The organism is Bradyrhizobium sp. AUGA SZCCT0176 (genome assembly GCF_018130145.1).
Classification (GTDB): domain Bacteria; phylum Pseudomonadota; class Alphaproteobacteria; order Rhizobiales; family Xanthobacteraceae; genus Bradyrhizobium.
Window position 1 is genome coordinate 1 of record NZ_JAFCMB010000029.1, and the last position, 15,600, is coordinate 15,600.

Genomic DNA, 15,600 nt, shown 5'->3' on the forward strand with positions numbered 1-15,600 from the left:
TTGAACCTCGGAACCGTGCAAGAGCCAAACATGTCTGGACGTCGTTTATCGCTGCGATAATTCGAAGCCGGGTTTTTAGCTTGTGCGCTGTCTCACAAGCGTGTAGCACAGCCTCAGTAACGGAGCGTGAAAAGCGCGTATTTTCAATGGGTTAGGTGCGATCTCGATGGGGTTCGATCCCTCCCGCCCAGGCTGGTGGCCGACCACCCTGAAAACGCCGGCTGAGGAGCCGCACAGTTCTGCGATACATTCCCTGCTGCAAGGATGTCGCGTGTTCCGATGGCTGTCCGTATCCTCCACCGCGAGACTAGCTACGATACCGTAGATCCTGTATCACGGACACCAGACACAGGTGACGTTGAACGCCTCGATTCATTGTTTTTGTTGAAGAAATTGTCCTTGTGGTAGCGGCTCCCTCTCTCGCTACCATCATCACCCCCTATGGAACGGGCGGGAACGCGAGCATCCCGGCTGGTTCGGACAGCCTGCCTTTGATGTCGATGGAGAAGCCGCTGGTGTTTGGTTCGGCGTGCACGATCACGTCCTTCACCAGCCGATCCTGAATCCGGCCGCCGCTCGGAAGCAACGGCGCAGACCGCTGCAGGATTACGCGCGCCCGCACGGGCCATCGTCGATCCGGATTTGCGCCCGGCTCGGAGTTTCCCGGATAACGGTCTTGAACGGGATATTGTGCTAGTTCTGTGAACCCATCAGCAGACGTCTTGTAGCATGCCTTCAGAATTAACGGCCGCCATCGAGGAAGCCTACCGGGTCTTCGGCGCGCATCGATTGGGCCGTGGCCTCGTCGTATGCCATTGCCGTTGTTGCATGACCGAGGAGACAGAACGACAGCTGGCCAACACGCCCTTGCGGTCAATCCCGGCCGATCTGCTGGCCGAGTACACCAACTCCGCGCATGACTATGACGATGGTCAGGTCTCGCGTGAGCTACGCTACTTCCTGCCGCGTTATTTCGAGCTGATTGCCGCGCATGATTACCCTGACCACATCGGACTGGATATTTGCCTGCGCCGGCTTGGCCAGGCCGACCACCGGAACAAGTGGCCTCGAGCGGAGGTGGAGAGCATCGACCGCTTCTTCGATGCATTCCTGAGCGACAGCCTGACCCGCCTCGACCTGGAGGTGTGGCCTGCTGGATATCGCCTCGCCTTCAATATCAGGAGCGTCGTCACGCTAGTTGTGACCGCAGGCGGCGATATCGATCGGCTGTTGCACAATTGGGTCGGTGCCGAGGACCCGGCCGCGGCCATCCATATGGCCGCGTTGCGCGAGTACGTGATCGAGGAGCGGGATAAGACCTATCTCCACTCTGCCTGCCTGGAGAGCCACGAGGAGGCGGCCAAAACAGTTGGTGAATGGCTATTGCAGCCGAACCTGACGGCACGAATAGAAGCCGCATTCTTCGCAGTAAGCGATCCCAGACTGCAGGCGATCCTGTCCAACGGAATGAGATCGGCCTAGAGATCAGCTGCTCTGACGCGCGGCTGGATCACGCCAGTTGCGAATTGCCAGGGCGGCGGCTTCATCAGAAGAAATGCACAAGTCCGATGCTCAGGCCGAGCAGCAGGAGCAGCGACAGCGTGACGGCGGCGGTGACCCTTCCGCCGACCGTTGAGAGAACGCGTACGTCGACACCAAGCCCGAGCGCGGCCATCGACAGCACGGTAAGGATGGCCGCGGTTTTTGTAACCGGCGCGACCGCGATATCCGGCACGAGCTGCAGCGAGCGCAGCGCGGCGAGCACCAGAAAGCCGATGATGAACCACGGCACCAGCTTGAACGGGCTGATCGCAACCGCCCTGGTCGCGTCGGCATGGCGCTTGCGGCGGTGCGCGGCGACGAGCGAGAGGGCGACCACGATCGGCCCCAGCATCAGCACGCGCACCAGTTTCACCAGCGTGCCGATCTGCGTGGCGCCGATACCGGCGGGGACCGTTGCCGCCAGCACCTGCGGAACGGCATAGACGGTAAGACCCGCCAGAATGCCGTATTGCGTCGCGGACAGGGCGAGCAACGGGATCAGCAGCGGCAGGCCCAGCACCATCAAGACGCCGAGGATCGCGGTGAAGGAGATCGACGAGGCGACGTCGTCGCCATCGGCGCCGATCACGGGCGCCACCGCGGCGATTGCCGAATTGCCGCAGATCGAGTTGCCGCAGGCGATCAGGATCGACAGTTTGGTCGGCAGGCCGAGCATCCGGCTGAGGCCGTAGCTGACAGCCAGCATGATGACGACGGTGGCGACGATCGCTGCGACCAGAAGGTAGCCGGACGCCACGATCGCGGCAAAGCTGACGGAAGCGCCGAGCAGCATGACGGCGACCTCGAGCAGCTGTTTGGCGCTGAAGGCAATGCCGGAGCGCCAGCGCTCGGACGGTTGCCAGGCAGTGCGAATCGCCATCCCGAGCAGGATCGCGATGACCAGCGCTTCGACATAGGGGTGGGCGAAGATGCGCTCTTCGACCAGTTGGGCGCCAAGCGAAACGGCGGTGATCGCGCCGCAAAGTGCGATGCCGGGAATGAGGGCCAGGCTGCGCCTGAAAGCGCCTGGGTCCGACCTTATCCCGTCCGTCTCGTGGTCTTGTTGCGGCACATGCCCCCCGTTTTGGAGAACAGTTTATGCGCCGGCCTGCTCGGCTTCACCAATAAATTTTCGATTCAGCAAGATAGGGAGAGTATTCTTCTTCCGGCTTCCAGCAAGGGCGGGCGCATCGCGTGTGCGCCCTAGAGCAACCCGAACAGGCCCTGCGCCCACGCCACGGCCTGCCCGAAGCTGAAAGCGCCCGGCTCGAAGTACATCGCGCGTGCCAGCACGATGACGCCGACCAACCCCCAGAACAGCCCGACACCGGCCGATTTCAGCCAGTTAGAGTCGCGTTCCGGCGCGGCCGCCGAATCGGCGGTCGGGACCAGTTCTCCAAAGGGATCGAAGGCGGGCGGACTCATGACGGCTTCCATTGAACGGGCCCCTAATGTCGCCCAGTTCGGCCCGGAAGCAAGGGTAGCGGTATGCAATCTGCGGCCAGAATGTGGAAGTCCCTTTCCCGCCGCCGTTCGGGGGTAGGGTTTTCTTCTCCTGGCCCACAATTCATGCCGCTTGACCCGGCCGTATTCCCAGCCACACTGGTGCGAATCCGAAACAGGAGCCGTCCATGGTATTTCTCATTACCGCGCTCGATACATCGGGAACCGTGACCTTGCGGCGGGAGTCGGTGCTGGCCGCGATGAAAAAAGCCGATGAACTGATATCGGACGGCTGCTGGGACGTCGAAATCGTTACGCCTGACGGCGCCACCTACCATTCCGGCGAGTTTGACCAGTTGAGAGAACGGGTATCAGGCCGCCCAGCACTGTCCGGCGCCATCGACGCGCAGCACCTGTCCTGAGACGAACGCCCCCATCGGCCCCGCGAACATTTCGACGACGCGCGCGACTTCATCGACGGTGGCGATGCGGTCGAGCGTGCCGGTTTCGACCAGACGATTTTGGTCGACCGCGCGCGTGCCCATGAAGCGGCCGGTACGGGTGTCGCCCGGCGCGATGCAGTTCACATTGATGTCGTAGGAGCGCAGCTGATCGGCGAGGCAGCGCGTGTTGCGTCATGCCGGCTTTGGCGACGGCATAGATCGAACCGTTGGTGCGGCCCTTGAAGGCCGCGACCGAGCCGATGGTGACGATGCGGCCCTGGCGCCGCTTCATCATCTCCTGCGCCACCGCCTGGCAGGTCAGGATCGTGCTGAGCAGGTTGCGATCGAGCACCGCGCGCACGTCCTCTTCCTTGATGCCGATGGCGTCGTTCGGATCCGGCTTGCCGCCCTTGGCCGCGATGTCGCCGCCGGCATTGTGGACGAGGATCTCGACCGGCCCCAGTTCTCGCGTCGTGGTCTCGACCACGCGCGCGATGTCGGCACCTTGCGTGAGGTCACCGAGCACGCGAATGGTGCGCACGCCATGCGCCTTGGCGATATCTTCCGCGACCGCCGTCAGCGTCGATCCCTCGCCATATTCCGCCGGTCCGTTCTCGCGCATGCCGTGGATCGCGACGTCGGCGCCCATCGCAGCCAGTTTTTCGGCGAAGGCGCGGCCGAGCCCGCGGCCCGCGCCGGTCACCAATGCAACCTTGTCCTTGAGCGTCCGAGCGCCGTCGCTGGATGTCATGATGTCTTCTCCTGGATGTGAATGTGTCAGTGTGATCAGCGGCGGCATCCGCTGGTGCCGGAATGCGCCTTAATTCTTGATCGCATAGAGCGGCGTCCTCACCGTCAGCTGATAGGACGGCTTCGGCGTCCAGGCGATCTGCGCGGTGACGCCGAACAGGCGGTTGTCGTCATCGTCCATGCGATCGAGATCGAGCCGTACGATCGGCTGGGTGAAGGCCGGGAACGGCGTGAGATTGAGAAGCTGCGCACCGCCGAACGATTGCACGCCGAAGCGGCCGGTCAGCTTCCAGTTGTTGTCCCACTGATAGTAGCCGCCGACATAGCCCACATAGCCAGGCTTCACTTCAGCGAATATGGAATCGACGATGATTTTTGTGTATTGCGCGCCGGCGAGCAGTCCCCGCGTTTCATCCGGGTTCAGCGCGTAGCCGAATTCGAGGATCGTATTGTAGGAGGTCGTGGCCAATGGCGCGTCGGAAATCGATCGCGATGCATTGCTTTGTATCGTCACCGTTGGAAACATGCCGCCGTTTTGCTGATAGAGGTCGGCCTGAAATCCGACCGTAAAACCGTAGATATCGAACGACGACCAGGGCAGGCTGCCCGATTGGGACGAAGCGCCGCTGACGCCGCCATAGACCGACAGCTGCTCGTTGACGTCAACCGTCACGGGAATGTCGAGATTGATGCTTCGGCTGGCCGGCGACGACAAGGTCCCGAGCGATGTCAGGTTCGACAGCGTCGACAATAGTGGCGGCGCGCTGAAGCCGATCGAGAGCGTACCGGCCGGCAGGGTGGTGTAGATCGTCCGCAAGTCGAGATAGATGTTAGGCAATACCGGCTTCGGCTTGGCCGGCGCATCTTCGTCCTCGCCATTGTCCTTGCTGTTGTTTTGGCCGGACGCCAGACCGGAACAGCACAGCGACATCAATATCCCGAGCGCCAGCCGCCGGCCGGTTCGCGCCGGCCGGGTGTGCGCAAATCTCATTTTCAATCGAACCTGCACCGGCCCACTCGCATCCAAGGCAGCCGCTTTCCGGCAACAGCTACGCAAGCCCCATGGTAACGGATTTGCGGACGCCGCACCATGAGGACCGGGCGAGCGTTATCGGCCGTTCTTGTCCGCCGCCTTGACGGCCACCGCCAGCGCCACCTTGGTCTGCTTGACGATATCTTCGACCAGCTCTTCCCGGCTGACATTGGCAAGCTGGCCGGTGAGAAGTCCCTGTTCGGCCAGCATCACCACGCCGTGCAGCGCGGCCCAGATTTGCAGGGCGCTGCGTTCGCGCAGCAATCCGACCGCGGGCGCTTCGAGGGATTCCAGCAGCAGCTCGAAAGTTTCCATCGCGGCAACATGCAGCTCGCTGCCCTTGGGTGCGCATGCCATGATCCGTGAGGCGAACATCAGGCGGTAGACGCCGTTGCGGCGAAGACCGAAATCCAATGTGGCTTGCGCCAGGCGCGACAGCTTCGAACGCCTGGAGGGTTTTCCGATCGACTCGCGCAGGATGGCGTTGAACTGGCGGAAGGCTTCGGCCGTTACCGCCGTGAGCAGGCTCTCGCGATCGGCAAAATGCTTGTAGGGAGCCGGCTGCGAGACGCCGAGCCTCTTGGCCAGCGCGCTGATGCTGATCGCTTCGGGGCCGCCGAGTTCCACTTCCCCGAGCGCGGCCTGAACCAGGGCATCGCGGAGATCCCCGTGGTGATAGGTGTTGAGCGCTTTACGTGCGGGGCGAGGTGGCATTCAGTGTAATGATCTATAACTTTCCGCTTGACAGCACAATCGCGACGATAATGTAATACGGTATAACTTGAAGAGGCAGACCGGCCGCGGTTGGTAACGCCCAAATCAACATGAGGAAATGCGACGCGCCGGTTGAGCGCGCGCGGCTTGAAGGAGCGCTCGCATGTCGGGAAAGCTGAAGATCCGCGTCGATCAGGACAAATGTCAGGGACACGCACGCTGCAAGTCGCTGGCGCCGGAACTGTTCGAGCTCGACGAATTCGGCAATGCCCATGAAGTCGGCGACGGTTCGGTCCCCGCGGGCCTGGAAGACAAGGCCTGGCTCGCCCAGACCAATTGCCCCGAAATCGCGATCGAAGTGCAGGAAGAATAGGGGCGATAGTCCGGTCCTGAAATCAAGCTCGTCCTGAACGAACCAAGCAAAAGGAATTTGCGCGATGTCCGATTCCGTCAGCATGATGCCCGAACATCCTCCGGTCACCGATTGGGTCAACGATTTCGATCATACCGATCCGCGCTGGACCGAGAATCCTTTTCCGATCTGGGACGAGTTGCGCAACGAATGCCCGGTGGTGCACACCAAGCGTTTCCTCGGCTGCTATCTGCCGACCACCTATCAGGCGGTGAAGGAGATCGCCTACGACACCGAGCATTTCTCCTCGCGGCGCGTCATCGTGCGCGACGTGCGGCCCGAAGTGACGCGAAACGCCGCGCCCCCGATCACGTCGGATCCGCCCGAGCATAAGCCCGCCAAGCAACTGCTGCTTCCGCCGTTCACGCCGGACGCGATGAAGAAGCTGGAGCCGCGGGTCCGTGCCATCTGCAACGAGCTGATCGACGAATTCATCGCCGACGGTCAATGCGACGCCGCGGCGCGCTACACCAAGCATGTTCCGGTGCGCGCCATCGCCCACATGCTGGGCATTCCCGAGAAGGATGGCGATCTGTTCGTCAAGTGGATCCACATGATCCTCGAGCTCAGCATCAAGAACGAGAGCATGCTGGTGCAGGCAGTGCAGGAGATGAGCGCCTATTTCGCCGGCCATATCGAGCATCGCAAGACGCATCCGACCGACGATCTGATCTCGACGCTGATGAAGGCCAAGGACAAGGACGGCAATCCCCTGGACGATTCCCAGGTGCTGGGTTCGCTGCGCCTGCTGCTGATTGCCGGCATCGACACCACCTGGAGCGCGATCGGCTCCTCGCTGTGGCATCTGGCGAATACGCCCGCCGACCGCGACCGCCTGATCGCGGAGCCGGAATTGATGCCGAGCGCGATCGAGGAATTCTTGCGGGCCTATTCGCCGGTCACGATGGCGCGCGAAGTGATGAAGGAAACCACTATCAGCGGCTGCCCGGTCAAGCCGGGCAACATGGTGCTGCTGTCGTTCCCGGCGGCCAACCGCGACCCCGCGATGTTCCCGGATGCCGACAAGGTGGTGATCGACCGCAAGGAGAACCGCCATGCCGCGTTCGGCCTCGGCATTCACCGCTGCGTCGGCTCCAACCTCGCGCGCATGGAAATGACGGTCGCGATCGAGGAATGGCTGAAGCGGATTCCGGACTTCAAGCTCGATCCGGCCGGCAAGGTCACCTGGTCGGAAGGCACGGTGCGTGGCCCGCGCCAGCTTCCGGTGCTGTTCGGCAAGAAAAACTGAGCAGGAACTGAGCCTGCTTCGGGCGCGGCGCGCCGGCAATTTCGACCGGATTGCCCGCGCGTTCACTTGATCTCGATTTTGGCTTCTCTGGCGACCACCTTCCAGGCCTCGATGTCGCGCACGTTGATGTCGCGCTGCCGGTCTCCGGGGATGAAGTCCGCGGTGACGCCGAGCGCGAGCAGCCTTTCGGTCATATCCGCTTCGGCGATCGACTCCTGCAGTGCAGCGGAAAGCTTCTTCGCGGCGATGTCGGGGATGCCAGCGGGCGCGTACATGACCCAGGACAGGCTGCGCTCAAAATCGATCCCCTGGTCCTTGTAGCTTGCGACTTCAGGCAGGCTTGGCGAGCGATCCCCGCATGTGCCCAGCGCCTTTACTTTTCCATCCTTCACCAGCGGCGTCGCCGTCGCCATATCCAGCGTGCCGAGCGAGATGTGGCCACCGATAAGATCATTGGCAACCTTCGCCGCGCCGCTGAACGGCACGTGTTCGAGTTTGATGCCGGCTTTCTGCGACAGGATTTCCGCGCAGAAATGTCCGGTCGAGCCGACGCCCCAGGATCCGTACTGGATCTGATCGCCCTTTTTCGCCATCGCGATCAGGCCGCGCAGGTCGCTCGCCGGAAAATCCTTCGAGGCCACCACCAGGATCGCCGACGTTCCGATGCGGCCGATGACTGCAAAATCCTTGATCGGATCATAGGGCAGGCTGGTATAGGACGCGGGCGCAAGCACATGCGTGGTCATGCCGCCGATCATGATGGTGTAACCGTCCGCCGGCGAGGTCGCGACCATCTGCGTGCCGATGGTGCCGGCCGCTCCCGTGCGGTTTTCGACGAAAATGGTCTGCCCCAGGCGCTTGCCCATCTTGTCGGCCAGCAGCCGGCCGATGACGTCGCCGCCGCCACCGGCCGCGAACGGCAACAGCATTTTTATTTTTCTGGAGGGGTAGTCCGACGCGTCCTCGGCCCTTGCCGAACAGGTGGCCAGGACGAGCATCAGCAACGTCAGCATCGTTGTGCGGAACTTCATACGCAACTCCCTTGGGTTTCCCGGTACTTGTTTTTTTGTTAGCGGTCGTCAAATCTGGCAGATCGGCAGGGCAGGCAATTCCTCAAATCACTTGGCGCGCGGCTCGGCGCAGGAATGTCGAAGGATGAATCGGGTCGGCAGATAAATCGGCCTTGTGTCCTGGGCCTGATCGCCGTCGCGCACCCGCTCAAGCAGGGTTTTTGCGGCGATCCTGCCGATTTCGCTCAAGTCCCATGTCAGCGCGCTGATTGCCGGCGTCGCGTGCCGGGCCAGATCCGTGTCGCCGATACACACGAGCGAGATGTCGCTCGGATAGCGAATGCCGTTGCTGGCGAGCGCGTCCATCACGCTGGCGAGCATGTGCGTTCCCAGCGTGATGATCGCAGTGGGCGGCGCAGGCCCTTGCAGCAACTGGCAGACGTCGCTGAAGGCGATGCCCGAGCCGTGCACCTGCGGGCGGACGAGATCGAGATCGACCTCAAGTCCGGCTTCGATATGCGCCTGCCGATATCCGGCTACCCGCTCCGTACTCGGCAGCACCGCCGCAGGCCCGGTCAGCAGCGCGATACGGCGATGGCCGAGGCCGATGAGATAGCGCGTCACCTCAAAGCCGCCGCCGCGATGATCGGCGCGCACCGACGGCGCGCCCGGCACCTCGCGGTCGATCCCGACACAAGGCAGGTCGAGCGTAGCCAGCGCGCTTGTAAAATCCTTGTGGGTGTTGTCTCCGGCGAACAGCAGCAATCCATCCATCCGCCGCCGGCGCACCGCGGATATGAACGCGGTTTCGCGTTCCTCGGCGTGCCGGGTTGCGCCGAGCATCAGGACGTAGCCGGCGCGTTGCAATTCCTCTTCCGCGGCGTTGACCATCTCGCTGTAGAGCGGGTTGGAGATATCGGAGACCATGCAGCCGATCGTGTTGCTGGCGCGCGAGCGCAGCGCTTGCGCGGCGGAATCTGGCTCGAAGCCGAGGCGGTCCACGACGCGCATGATCCGGGCGTGCAGTTCAGGACTGATGTGCGGCTCGCGGTTCAACACCCGGCTGACGCTGCTGACCGACACGCCGGCTTGCGCAGCGACATCGCGGATGGTCGGCCGAAGGGATGGGGTCGGCTGGGTTCTGGCCATCGGTCCTGCTCGCCCACTGTCTCGTCCTAAGTGCCCGGATTCGTTTGCATTCGAGCCCGGTCGGCTCAAAGTCAGCTGCATCTGGAAACGTTATTTGAAGCACTTTGCCTATTAATATTGACATCAGTGGAAACATCAAGCTCAATCATGGAAACGTTTCCAAGAACAACCCTCGACCGGGCCGGGAGGATTTTGCGTGAACGGGCAGAGCGCATGAAACGGCGGGTCGAAGGCAAGGTCGCGCTGGTGACCGGCGCCGCCAACGGGATCGGGCGCAGCGCGGTCATTGTGTTGGCGCGCGAGGGCGCGAAGATCGTCGCGACCGATCTGCAGGACGAGAAGGGCGAGCGCCTGCTGGGCGAACTGCGGTCGGCTGGATGCGAGGCGGAATATCTCCATCACGACGTGACCAGCGAGGAAGACTGGCAGTCGGTGATCGCCAAAACCAAAGCACGGTTCGGCCGGCTGGACGTGCTCGTCAACAACGCCGGGATCGGTCTCTCCAGTCCCGTCGTCGACATGTCGCTCGCCGACTGGCGACGCCAGGTTGCCGTCAATCTCGACGGCGTCTTCCTCGGCGTCAAAACCGCGCTTCCGCTGATGCGCGCAGGCGGTGGCGGCAGCATCATCAATGTTTCTTCGATTGCGGGCATCAAGGCCTCGCCAAACGTGTCCGGTTATTGCGCGACCAAGGGCGGCGTCCGTCTGTTCACAAAGTCCGTCGCGCTGGAATGCGCCGCCGCCAAGGACGGCGTCCGGGTCAACTCGCTTCACCCCGGCATCACCGAAACCGCGATCTGGGACACGCTGATCGGCACCGCCGAGGAGGGTTCGAATTCAGGGCCGCCGCGCGGCGCGACGCTGGACAAGCTGACCGAACGCGCGGTGCCGCTCGGTTTCAAGGCGATGCCGGAAGATATCGCGAGCGGCATTCTGTGGCTCGCCAGCGACGAGAGCCGCTACGTCACGGGCACCGAACTCGTGATCGACGGCGGCCGTTCGATCGGCTGACAGGAAATAGACCATGGCAACTCAGGCGAACAAGCAAGACCACACCCGGGATCGCGTCGAACGCGCGGCGGTCGAGGGCGACTATGACGCGGTCGTGGTCGGCGCAGGTTTTGGCGGTCTCTATGCGTTGCACCGGCTGCGTGAGAAGGGCCTATCCGTGATCGGCTTCGAGGCCGCCCCCGAAGTCGGCGGCACCTGGTACTGGAACCGCTATCCCGGCGTGCGCTGCGACGTTCCGAGCCTCTATTATTCCTACACATGGTCGGAGGAGTTGCGGCGGGACTGGCGCTGGTCGGAGAAATACGCCGCCAGGCGCGAGATTCTGGACTACGCCAAATACGTCGCCGATCGTTTCAAGCTGCGCGATTTGCTGCGGTTTCAGACCCGCGTCATTTCGGCGTCATTCGATGAAGCCAGCGGGCGCTGGCTGGTGCGGACCGATCGCGGCGACCAGATCCGCGCCCGCTTCTGCATCATGGCATCAGGCGCGCTCTCGGTGCCGAACAGCCCGAAGACGCCGGGCCTGGAGAGCTTTCGCGGTCCGATCTACCACACCGCCCGCTGGCCGGAACAGGAGGTCGACTTCTCTGGTCTGCGCGTCGGCGTCGTTGGCACGGGGTCATCGGGCGTGCAGGCGATTCCCCTGATTGCGGATGCCGCCAAACACGTCGTGGTGTTCCAGCGCACACCGAATTTCTCCGTGCCCGCGCGCAATCGCGCGCTTGGGGACGAGGACTTCAAGCAGTTTGATGCGGCCTTCCCGGCCTACTGCGAGAGCCTCGCAAGTCCGAATGCCGGCCGCGTGAATTCGTCCGCATTCGAGGCGCCGATACCCTCGCGCGACGAACAATGGCGGCGCTACGAGGAGCTCTGGCAGGAAGGAGGCGGCGGGTTTTTGCTGTCGTTCCCGAATCTCCTGACCCATGAGGCCGTCAACGACGTCGCCTGCGATTTCGTGCGCGAGAAGATCCGCCAGATCGTCAAAAATCCCGCAACCGCCGCGGCGCTGAGCCCATCGGGATATCCCTTGGGCGTCAAGCGCATCTGCGTCGATACGAATTATTACGAGACCTTCAACCGCGACAATGTCGAACTGGTGAATCTCAAGGAAGAGCCGCTCGAGGCGCTGACGGCCGACGGCGTCAAGACCTCGGCGCGCCAGTTTGATCTGGACGCGCTGGTGTTCGCGACCGGCTTCGACGCCATCACGGGCGCGCTGTTCGCGATGGACATCCGCGGACGAAACGAGCTTCGTCTGCAGGACGCCTGGGCTGAAGGACCGCGCGCCTATCTCGGCATCGCCGTGGCTGACTTTCCCAACCTGTTCATCATCACCGGCCCCGGCAGCCCGTCGGTGATAGGCAACATGATCAACGCCTGCGAACAGCATGTCGACTGGCTGACCGACTGCATCGACCATATGCGCGCGCAGGATTTTCGGATCATCGAGCCCGATCCCGCAGCCGAGCGCGCCTGGATGACGCATGTCGCCGAGATGGCCGAACGAACGTTGTTTCCGAAAGCGGACTCCTGGTATCTCGGCGCGAACATCGCCGGAAAACCGCGCGTCTTCATGCCCTATGTCGGGGAAGGCTACCGGCACCGCTGCGCGCAGATCGCCGCGCGTGGCTATGAGGGTTTTCACCTGACCTGAGGCGCGGAAGCGGAAACAACATCAGGCGCGGCGATCCGCAAGAAGCGGGCGAACGCCGCCGACAACGGAGGTATCATGAGTCGCATTTTTGGCGCCGTCTGTCAGAACGGATATGTGGTGCGCGACATCCGCGCCGCGATGGATCACTGGATCAACGTGATGGGCGTCGGGCCCTGGTTCTACATCGACCGGGTCAAGACCGACTATTTCCGTCACCGCGGTGCCGAGTCCGGCGTGGAGATGAGCATCGCGCTCGCCAATTCCGGCGATCTTCAGATCGAGCTCATTCAACAGAGGAACGATGCGCCTTCCATGTACAAGGAGTTCCTCGATTCCGGCCGCGAAGGCATGCAGCACATGTCGTACTGGACGAGGGATTATCAGGCTCTCTACGACCGCGCGTTGTCGCTGGGCTACAAGGTTGGGCACGAGGGCCAGATCGGCGGCGAGCAGGGCCGCTTCTGCTATTTCGACACGGAATCCCATCCCGGCACCATCGTGGAGATCTCCGACATCAGCGGTGGCAAGGGACGGTTCTTCGAACATATCAAGCAGATCGCCGCCGGTTGGGACGGCTCCGAGCCGATCCGTGACGTCAGAGCTCGCTGAGCCGCCGGTCAACGTCGAAAAAACAGCAAACACAAGGGACGCACATGGCCAGATTACCCCTGATCGACCCCGAGAAGACCAGCGGCGACACCCGCACGGCCTTCGACAGGATGCCGGTGAAGCTGAACATCTTCCGGATGCTGGCGCATGCCGAAACCAACTTCATTCCCGCGATGCGGTTCGCCAACTCCATCCTGCACAAGCAGAAGCTCAGCCACGTCAATCGCGAACTGCTGATTCTCCAGGCCGCGCAGCGGGAAGGCGGCGCCTATGAGTGGCGCCAGCATGTCCCGATCGCGCTCGGGGTCGGCGTCACGCAGCCGCAGATCGACTGCATCGAACAGGGCAATTACGCCGACGCCGCGTTCAATGCAGCCGAACAGGCGCTGCTGGCTTTCGGCCGGGAAGTGGTCGACAATGTCCGTGTGCCTGAGCCGGTGTTTGCCGGGATGCGCGCGCATTTCAGCGAGCAGGAAATCGTCGAATCGATCATGACGATCGGCTTCTACATGATGATGGCGCGCCTGACCGAGGCGACCGAGACCGACCTCGATCCCGCCGCCGGGATGACCGTTTACGAAAGCAGCAAGCGCGGGAAGGCCGCCTCTGCGGATTGACCGCGCCGTCGGCACCAGCGATCATCGCGACCGGTTTGAACGGTAAGAGGCGGAGCGGTTGCGATGAGCGAGTTGCCGGAGAAGGATGGTCCGCGATCCCTGAGCGAGATCGCCAGCTACCACGCGCACATCTATTACGATCCGGCGACAACGCGGGGCGAGGCCGAGCAGTTGCGCGGCTGGATGGGCGAGCGCTTTTCGGTGACGCTCGGCCGGTGGCACGACGTCAAGGTCGGTCCCCACGATCAGGCGATGTACCAGGTGGCCTTTGCCAAAGAGGTGTTCCCTGAACTGGTGCCCTGGCTGATGCTGAATCATGGCAGGTTGAGCGTTCTGGTCCATCCGAACACGACCAATCCGCGCCGCGACCATCTTGCCGATCCGATCTGGATCGGGCCCGCGCTATCGGTGCATGCGGACAAGCTGCCGGAACACTCGGAAATGGAACAGGCACCGGCACCAAATACCAGCCCGACGCTCCGGCCCTGAGCGTGGCCGTCACACAGGGAACCGGCGCTGTTTACCAAGATTGCCCGGGTCGCCGCGGATTCGATTGATGACCATAGCCGTGGTCCGGTGTCTCGATTATGCCTTACTTTGAATTGCATTATATTTGGGCTTATTCGGTGAATCCCTTGCAGAATCAGGTCTGATTCCGAAGCGCCGAGCCGGGGACGGATGGATTACAGGACCACGAGCACGACCGGGCATGCTTCGAGCCGCGGTTTTCCATTGGTCGGCAAGGCCGCCTTTGCCGCTGCCTTGCTCGTGGTGACGTCGGCGCTGGCCGCTTGGGCGATGAATGTTGATCTCGTTGCCTGGCTACGAAACCCGCAAGCCGCCAAAAGCGCCGGCGCATTCTCGTTCGATGACAGGTTCGGATCGGGCGCGGCGCGCAACGCGCCGTCCATCAGGTATCCCTCGCGTCCCGTCTTCCGTCCGGCGCGAACGGATTTCGACGCCGAGTTCGGTCACATCGAAAGCCAGCTGGCCGAGCAGTCGCCGGATGCGCAGGCCGACCAGCCCGCAGCGCCGGCCGGGCCTGCGATTCCGCTGCCGAGGTCGCGGCCCGCCGAAGCCGTTCTGGCGCTGAGGGTTGATCTGCCGCCGCCTCCGCCGGCGCGGTCGGACGACCGGTCCATGTTCCAGAAGCTGGCCGATATGGTGCCGATGCGTTTTTCGCTGGCGTCCCTGACGCCGGGCGACGGCCTGTTCGGCAACAAGCCCGATCTTGGCGCGCTCGGATATGACAACGTTACCGCGGTCTACGACATCTCGGCGCGGACCGTTTACATGCCGAACGGCGTCAAGCTCGAGGCGCATTCAGGGCTCGGCGGCCTGATGGACAACCCCGCTTCTGTCAGCATGCGCATGGTCGGGGCGACGCCGCCGAACGTCTATGATCTGAAGCCGCGGGAGAAGCTGTTTCACGGTGTCGCGGCGCTTCGCATGACGCCAGTGGGTGATGCCGACACCCTCGGACGAACCGGATTGCTGGTGCATTCCTACTTGCTCGGGCCCAATGGCGATTCCAACGGCTGCGTCTCGATCAAGGAATATGACAAGTTCCTGCAGGCCTATCGAAACGGGCAGGTCAAGCGCCTCGTCGTGGTGCCGAGCCTGAGCGAGGGCTTGACCGCGTCGCGGCGTTCGACGTCGCCATCATGATTGCGAACAACGTTTCCAATTCCGACACGCCGCTGCGGGCCACGTTCAAGATCAGTTTGAACGGCAAGACGGTATCGATTGGTACCGTCGGCCAGGCCTATCAGTTTATCACCAATCTGAGCTCGGTCGAATGGATCGAGTTCAAGTCGTTGCACGCCGATGCGGTCCGTACGCTGCGAGGCGCCGCTGACAATGCGATGCTGACGGTGCAGGCGACCGCCGCGTTGCGCGCGCTGTTCGTTCGCGCCAAGCTGCTTTGACGATGTAGTCCCAAAAGAGCTATCATTTTCGTTGGC

At 62.7% G+C, this 15,600-nt stretch carries 18 protein-coding genes and 1 pseudogene; 11 read left to right on the forward strand and 8 right to left on the reverse strand.

The genetic code is table 11. The annotated features are described in order from the left end of the window. Nucleotides 1–729: 729 nt before the first annotated feature. Complete coding sequence (locus tag JQ600_RS33815; RefSeq protein WP_212387421.1) at nt 730–1,482, forward strand: hypothetical protein; 753 nt, start codon at nt 730–732, stop codon at nt 1,480–1,482. A 64-nt stretch (nt 1,483–1,546) separates the two neighbouring features. Here the strand turns inward: JQ600_RS33815 and JQ600_RS33820 are convergent, their stop codons facing one another. Then, the gene (locus JQ600_RS33820; protein WP_212387423.1) at nt 1,547–2,614 is read right to left on the reverse strand and encodes a putative sulfate exporter family transporter; all 1,068 of its coding nucleotides are present in this window, start codon (nt 2,612–2,614) and stop codon (nt 1,547–1,549) included. Between the two features lie 131 nt (nt 2,615–2,745). Continuing rightward, entirely contained in the window at nt 2,746–2,967 is a 222-nt protein-coding gene (locus tag JQ600_RS33825) for a hypothetical protein (RefSeq protein ID WP_211997678.1), read from the reverse strand. Between the two features lie 206 nt (nt 2,968–3,173). Here JQ600_RS33825 and JQ600_RS33830 point away from each other — a divergent pair, with 206 nt between their 5' ends. Further along, the gene (locus tag JQ600_RS33830; protein ID WP_212387909.1) at nt 3,174–3,407 is read left to right on the forward strand and encodes a hypothetical protein; all 234 of its coding nucleotides are present in this window, start codon (nt 3,174–3,176) and stop codon (nt 3,405–3,407) included. Here the strand turns inward: JQ600_RS33830 and JQ600_RS37325 are convergent. The 4 genes and pseudogenes from JQ600_RS37325 to JQ600_RS33845 form a co-directional block, all read right to left on the reverse strand. Then, nucleotides 3,357–3,572, reverse strand: a complete 216-nt coding sequence (locus JQ600_RS37325; protein ID WP_312010935.1) for an SDR family oxidoreductase — start codon at nt 3,570–3,572, stop codon at nt 3,357–3,359. The genes JQ600_RS33830 and JQ600_RS37325 overlap by 51 nt on opposite strands. 79 nt (nt 3,573–3,651) lie before the next feature. Beyond that, a pseudogene (locus tag JQ600_RS37330) lies at nt 3,652–4,227 on the reverse strand (SDR family NAD(P)-dependent oxidoreductase); the annotation flags it as partial. Between the two features lie 21 nt (nt 4,228–4,248). Beyond that, nucleotides 4,249–5,169, reverse strand: coding sequence for a hypothetical protein (locus JQ600_RS33840; protein ID WP_249136221.1), 921 nt, complete (start codon nt 5,167–5,169; stop codon nt 4,249–4,251). A 117-nt stretch (nt 5,170–5,286) separates the two neighbouring features. Beyond that, entirely contained in the window at nt 5,287–5,925 is a 639-nt protein-coding gene (locus JQ600_RS33845; protein WP_212387426.1) for a TetR/AcrR family transcriptional regulator, read from the reverse strand. Between the two features lie 163 nt (nt 5,926–6,088). On the opposite strand from JQ600_RS33845, the gene JQ600_RS33850 reads away from it, so the two are divergent. Both JQ600_RS33850 and JQ600_RS33855 read left to right on the forward strand, forming a co-directional pair. Further along, nucleotides 6,089–6,298, forward strand: a complete 210-nt coding sequence (locus JQ600_RS33850) for a ferredoxin (RefSeq protein WP_192740598.1) — start codon at nt 6,089–6,091, stop codon at nt 6,296–6,298. Nucleotides 6,299–6,362: 64 nt separating this feature from the next. Beyond that, nucleotides 6,363–7,586: a cytochrome P450 gene (locus tag JQ600_RS33855; RefSeq protein WP_212387429.1), complete on the forward strand. Its 1,224-nt coding sequence runs from the start codon at nt 6,363–6,365 to the stop codon at nt 7,584–7,586. Nucleotides 7,587–7,648: 62 nt separating this feature from the next. Here JQ600_RS33855 and JQ600_RS33860 read toward each other — a convergent pair whose 3' ends face one another. After that, nucleotides 7,649–8,617, reverse strand: coding sequence for a tripartite tricarboxylate transporter substrate binding protein (locus JQ600_RS33860; RefSeq protein ID WP_212387431.1), 969 nt, complete (start codon nt 8,615–8,617; stop codon nt 7,649–7,651). An 87-nt stretch (nt 8,618–8,704) separates the two neighbouring features. Continuing rightward, nucleotides 8,705–9,745, reverse strand: a complete 1,041-nt coding sequence (locus JQ600_RS33865) for a LacI family DNA-binding transcriptional regulator (protein WP_212262716.1) — start codon at nt 9,743–9,745, stop codon at nt 8,705–8,707. 213 nt (nt 9,746–9,958) lie between these two features. Between JQ600_RS33865 and JQ600_RS33870 the strand changes: the two genes are divergently transcribed. The 7 genes from JQ600_RS33870 to JQ600_RS33900 all read left to right on the forward strand — a co-directional run bounded on the left by JQ600_RS33870 (nt 9,959) and on the right by JQ600_RS33900 (nt 15,564). Continuing rightward, the gene (locus JQ600_RS33870) at nt 9,959–10,756 is read left to right on the forward strand and encodes an SDR family NAD(P)-dependent oxidoreductase (RefSeq protein WP_212387433.1); all 798 of its coding nucleotides are present in this window, start codon (nt 9,959–9,961) and stop codon (nt 10,754–10,756) included. 13 nt (nt 10,757–10,769) lie between these two features. Next, nucleotides 10,770–12,410 carry an NAD(P)/FAD-dependent oxidoreductase gene (locus JQ600_RS33875; RefSeq protein ID WP_212387434.1) on the forward strand — a complete coding sequence of 547 codons (1,641 nt, stop codon included), beginning with the start codon at nt 10,770–10,772 and terminating at the stop codon, nt 12,408–12,410. Nucleotides 12,411–12,485: 75 nt separating this feature from the next. Continuing rightward, a complete protein-coding gene (locus JQ600_RS33880) occupies nt 12,486–13,019 on the forward strand; it encodes a VOC family protein (protein WP_212387435.1) in 534 nt (177 codons plus the stop codon). Nucleotides 13,020–13,063: 44 nt separating this feature from the next. Next, complete coding sequence (locus tag JQ600_RS33885) at nt 13,064–13,636, forward strand: carboxymuconolactone decarboxylase family protein (RefSeq protein WP_212262708.1); 573 nt, start codon at nt 13,064–13,066, stop codon at nt 13,634–13,636. Nucleotides 13,637–13,699: 63 nt separating this feature from the next. Next, a complete protein-coding gene (locus JQ600_RS33890; protein WP_212262706.1) occupies nt 13,700–14,125 on the forward strand; it encodes a DOPA 4,5-dioxygenase family protein in 426 nt (141 codons plus the stop codon). 189 nt (nt 14,126–14,314) lie between these two features. Beyond that, the gene (locus JQ600_RS33895) at nt 14,315–15,304 is read left to right on the forward strand and encodes a DUF2778 domain-containing protein (RefSeq protein ID WP_212387437.1); all 990 of its coding nucleotides are present in this window, start codon (nt 14,315–14,317) and stop codon (nt 15,302–15,304) included. Then, complete coding sequence (locus JQ600_RS33900; RefSeq protein WP_212037294.1) at nt 15,301–15,564, forward strand: hypothetical protein; 264 nt, start codon at nt 15,301–15,303, stop codon at nt 15,562–15,564. Before JQ600_RS33895 ends, JQ600_RS33900 begins: the two co-directional genes overlap by 4 nt. The last annotated feature ends 36 nt before the right edge of the window (nt 15,565–15,600 follow it).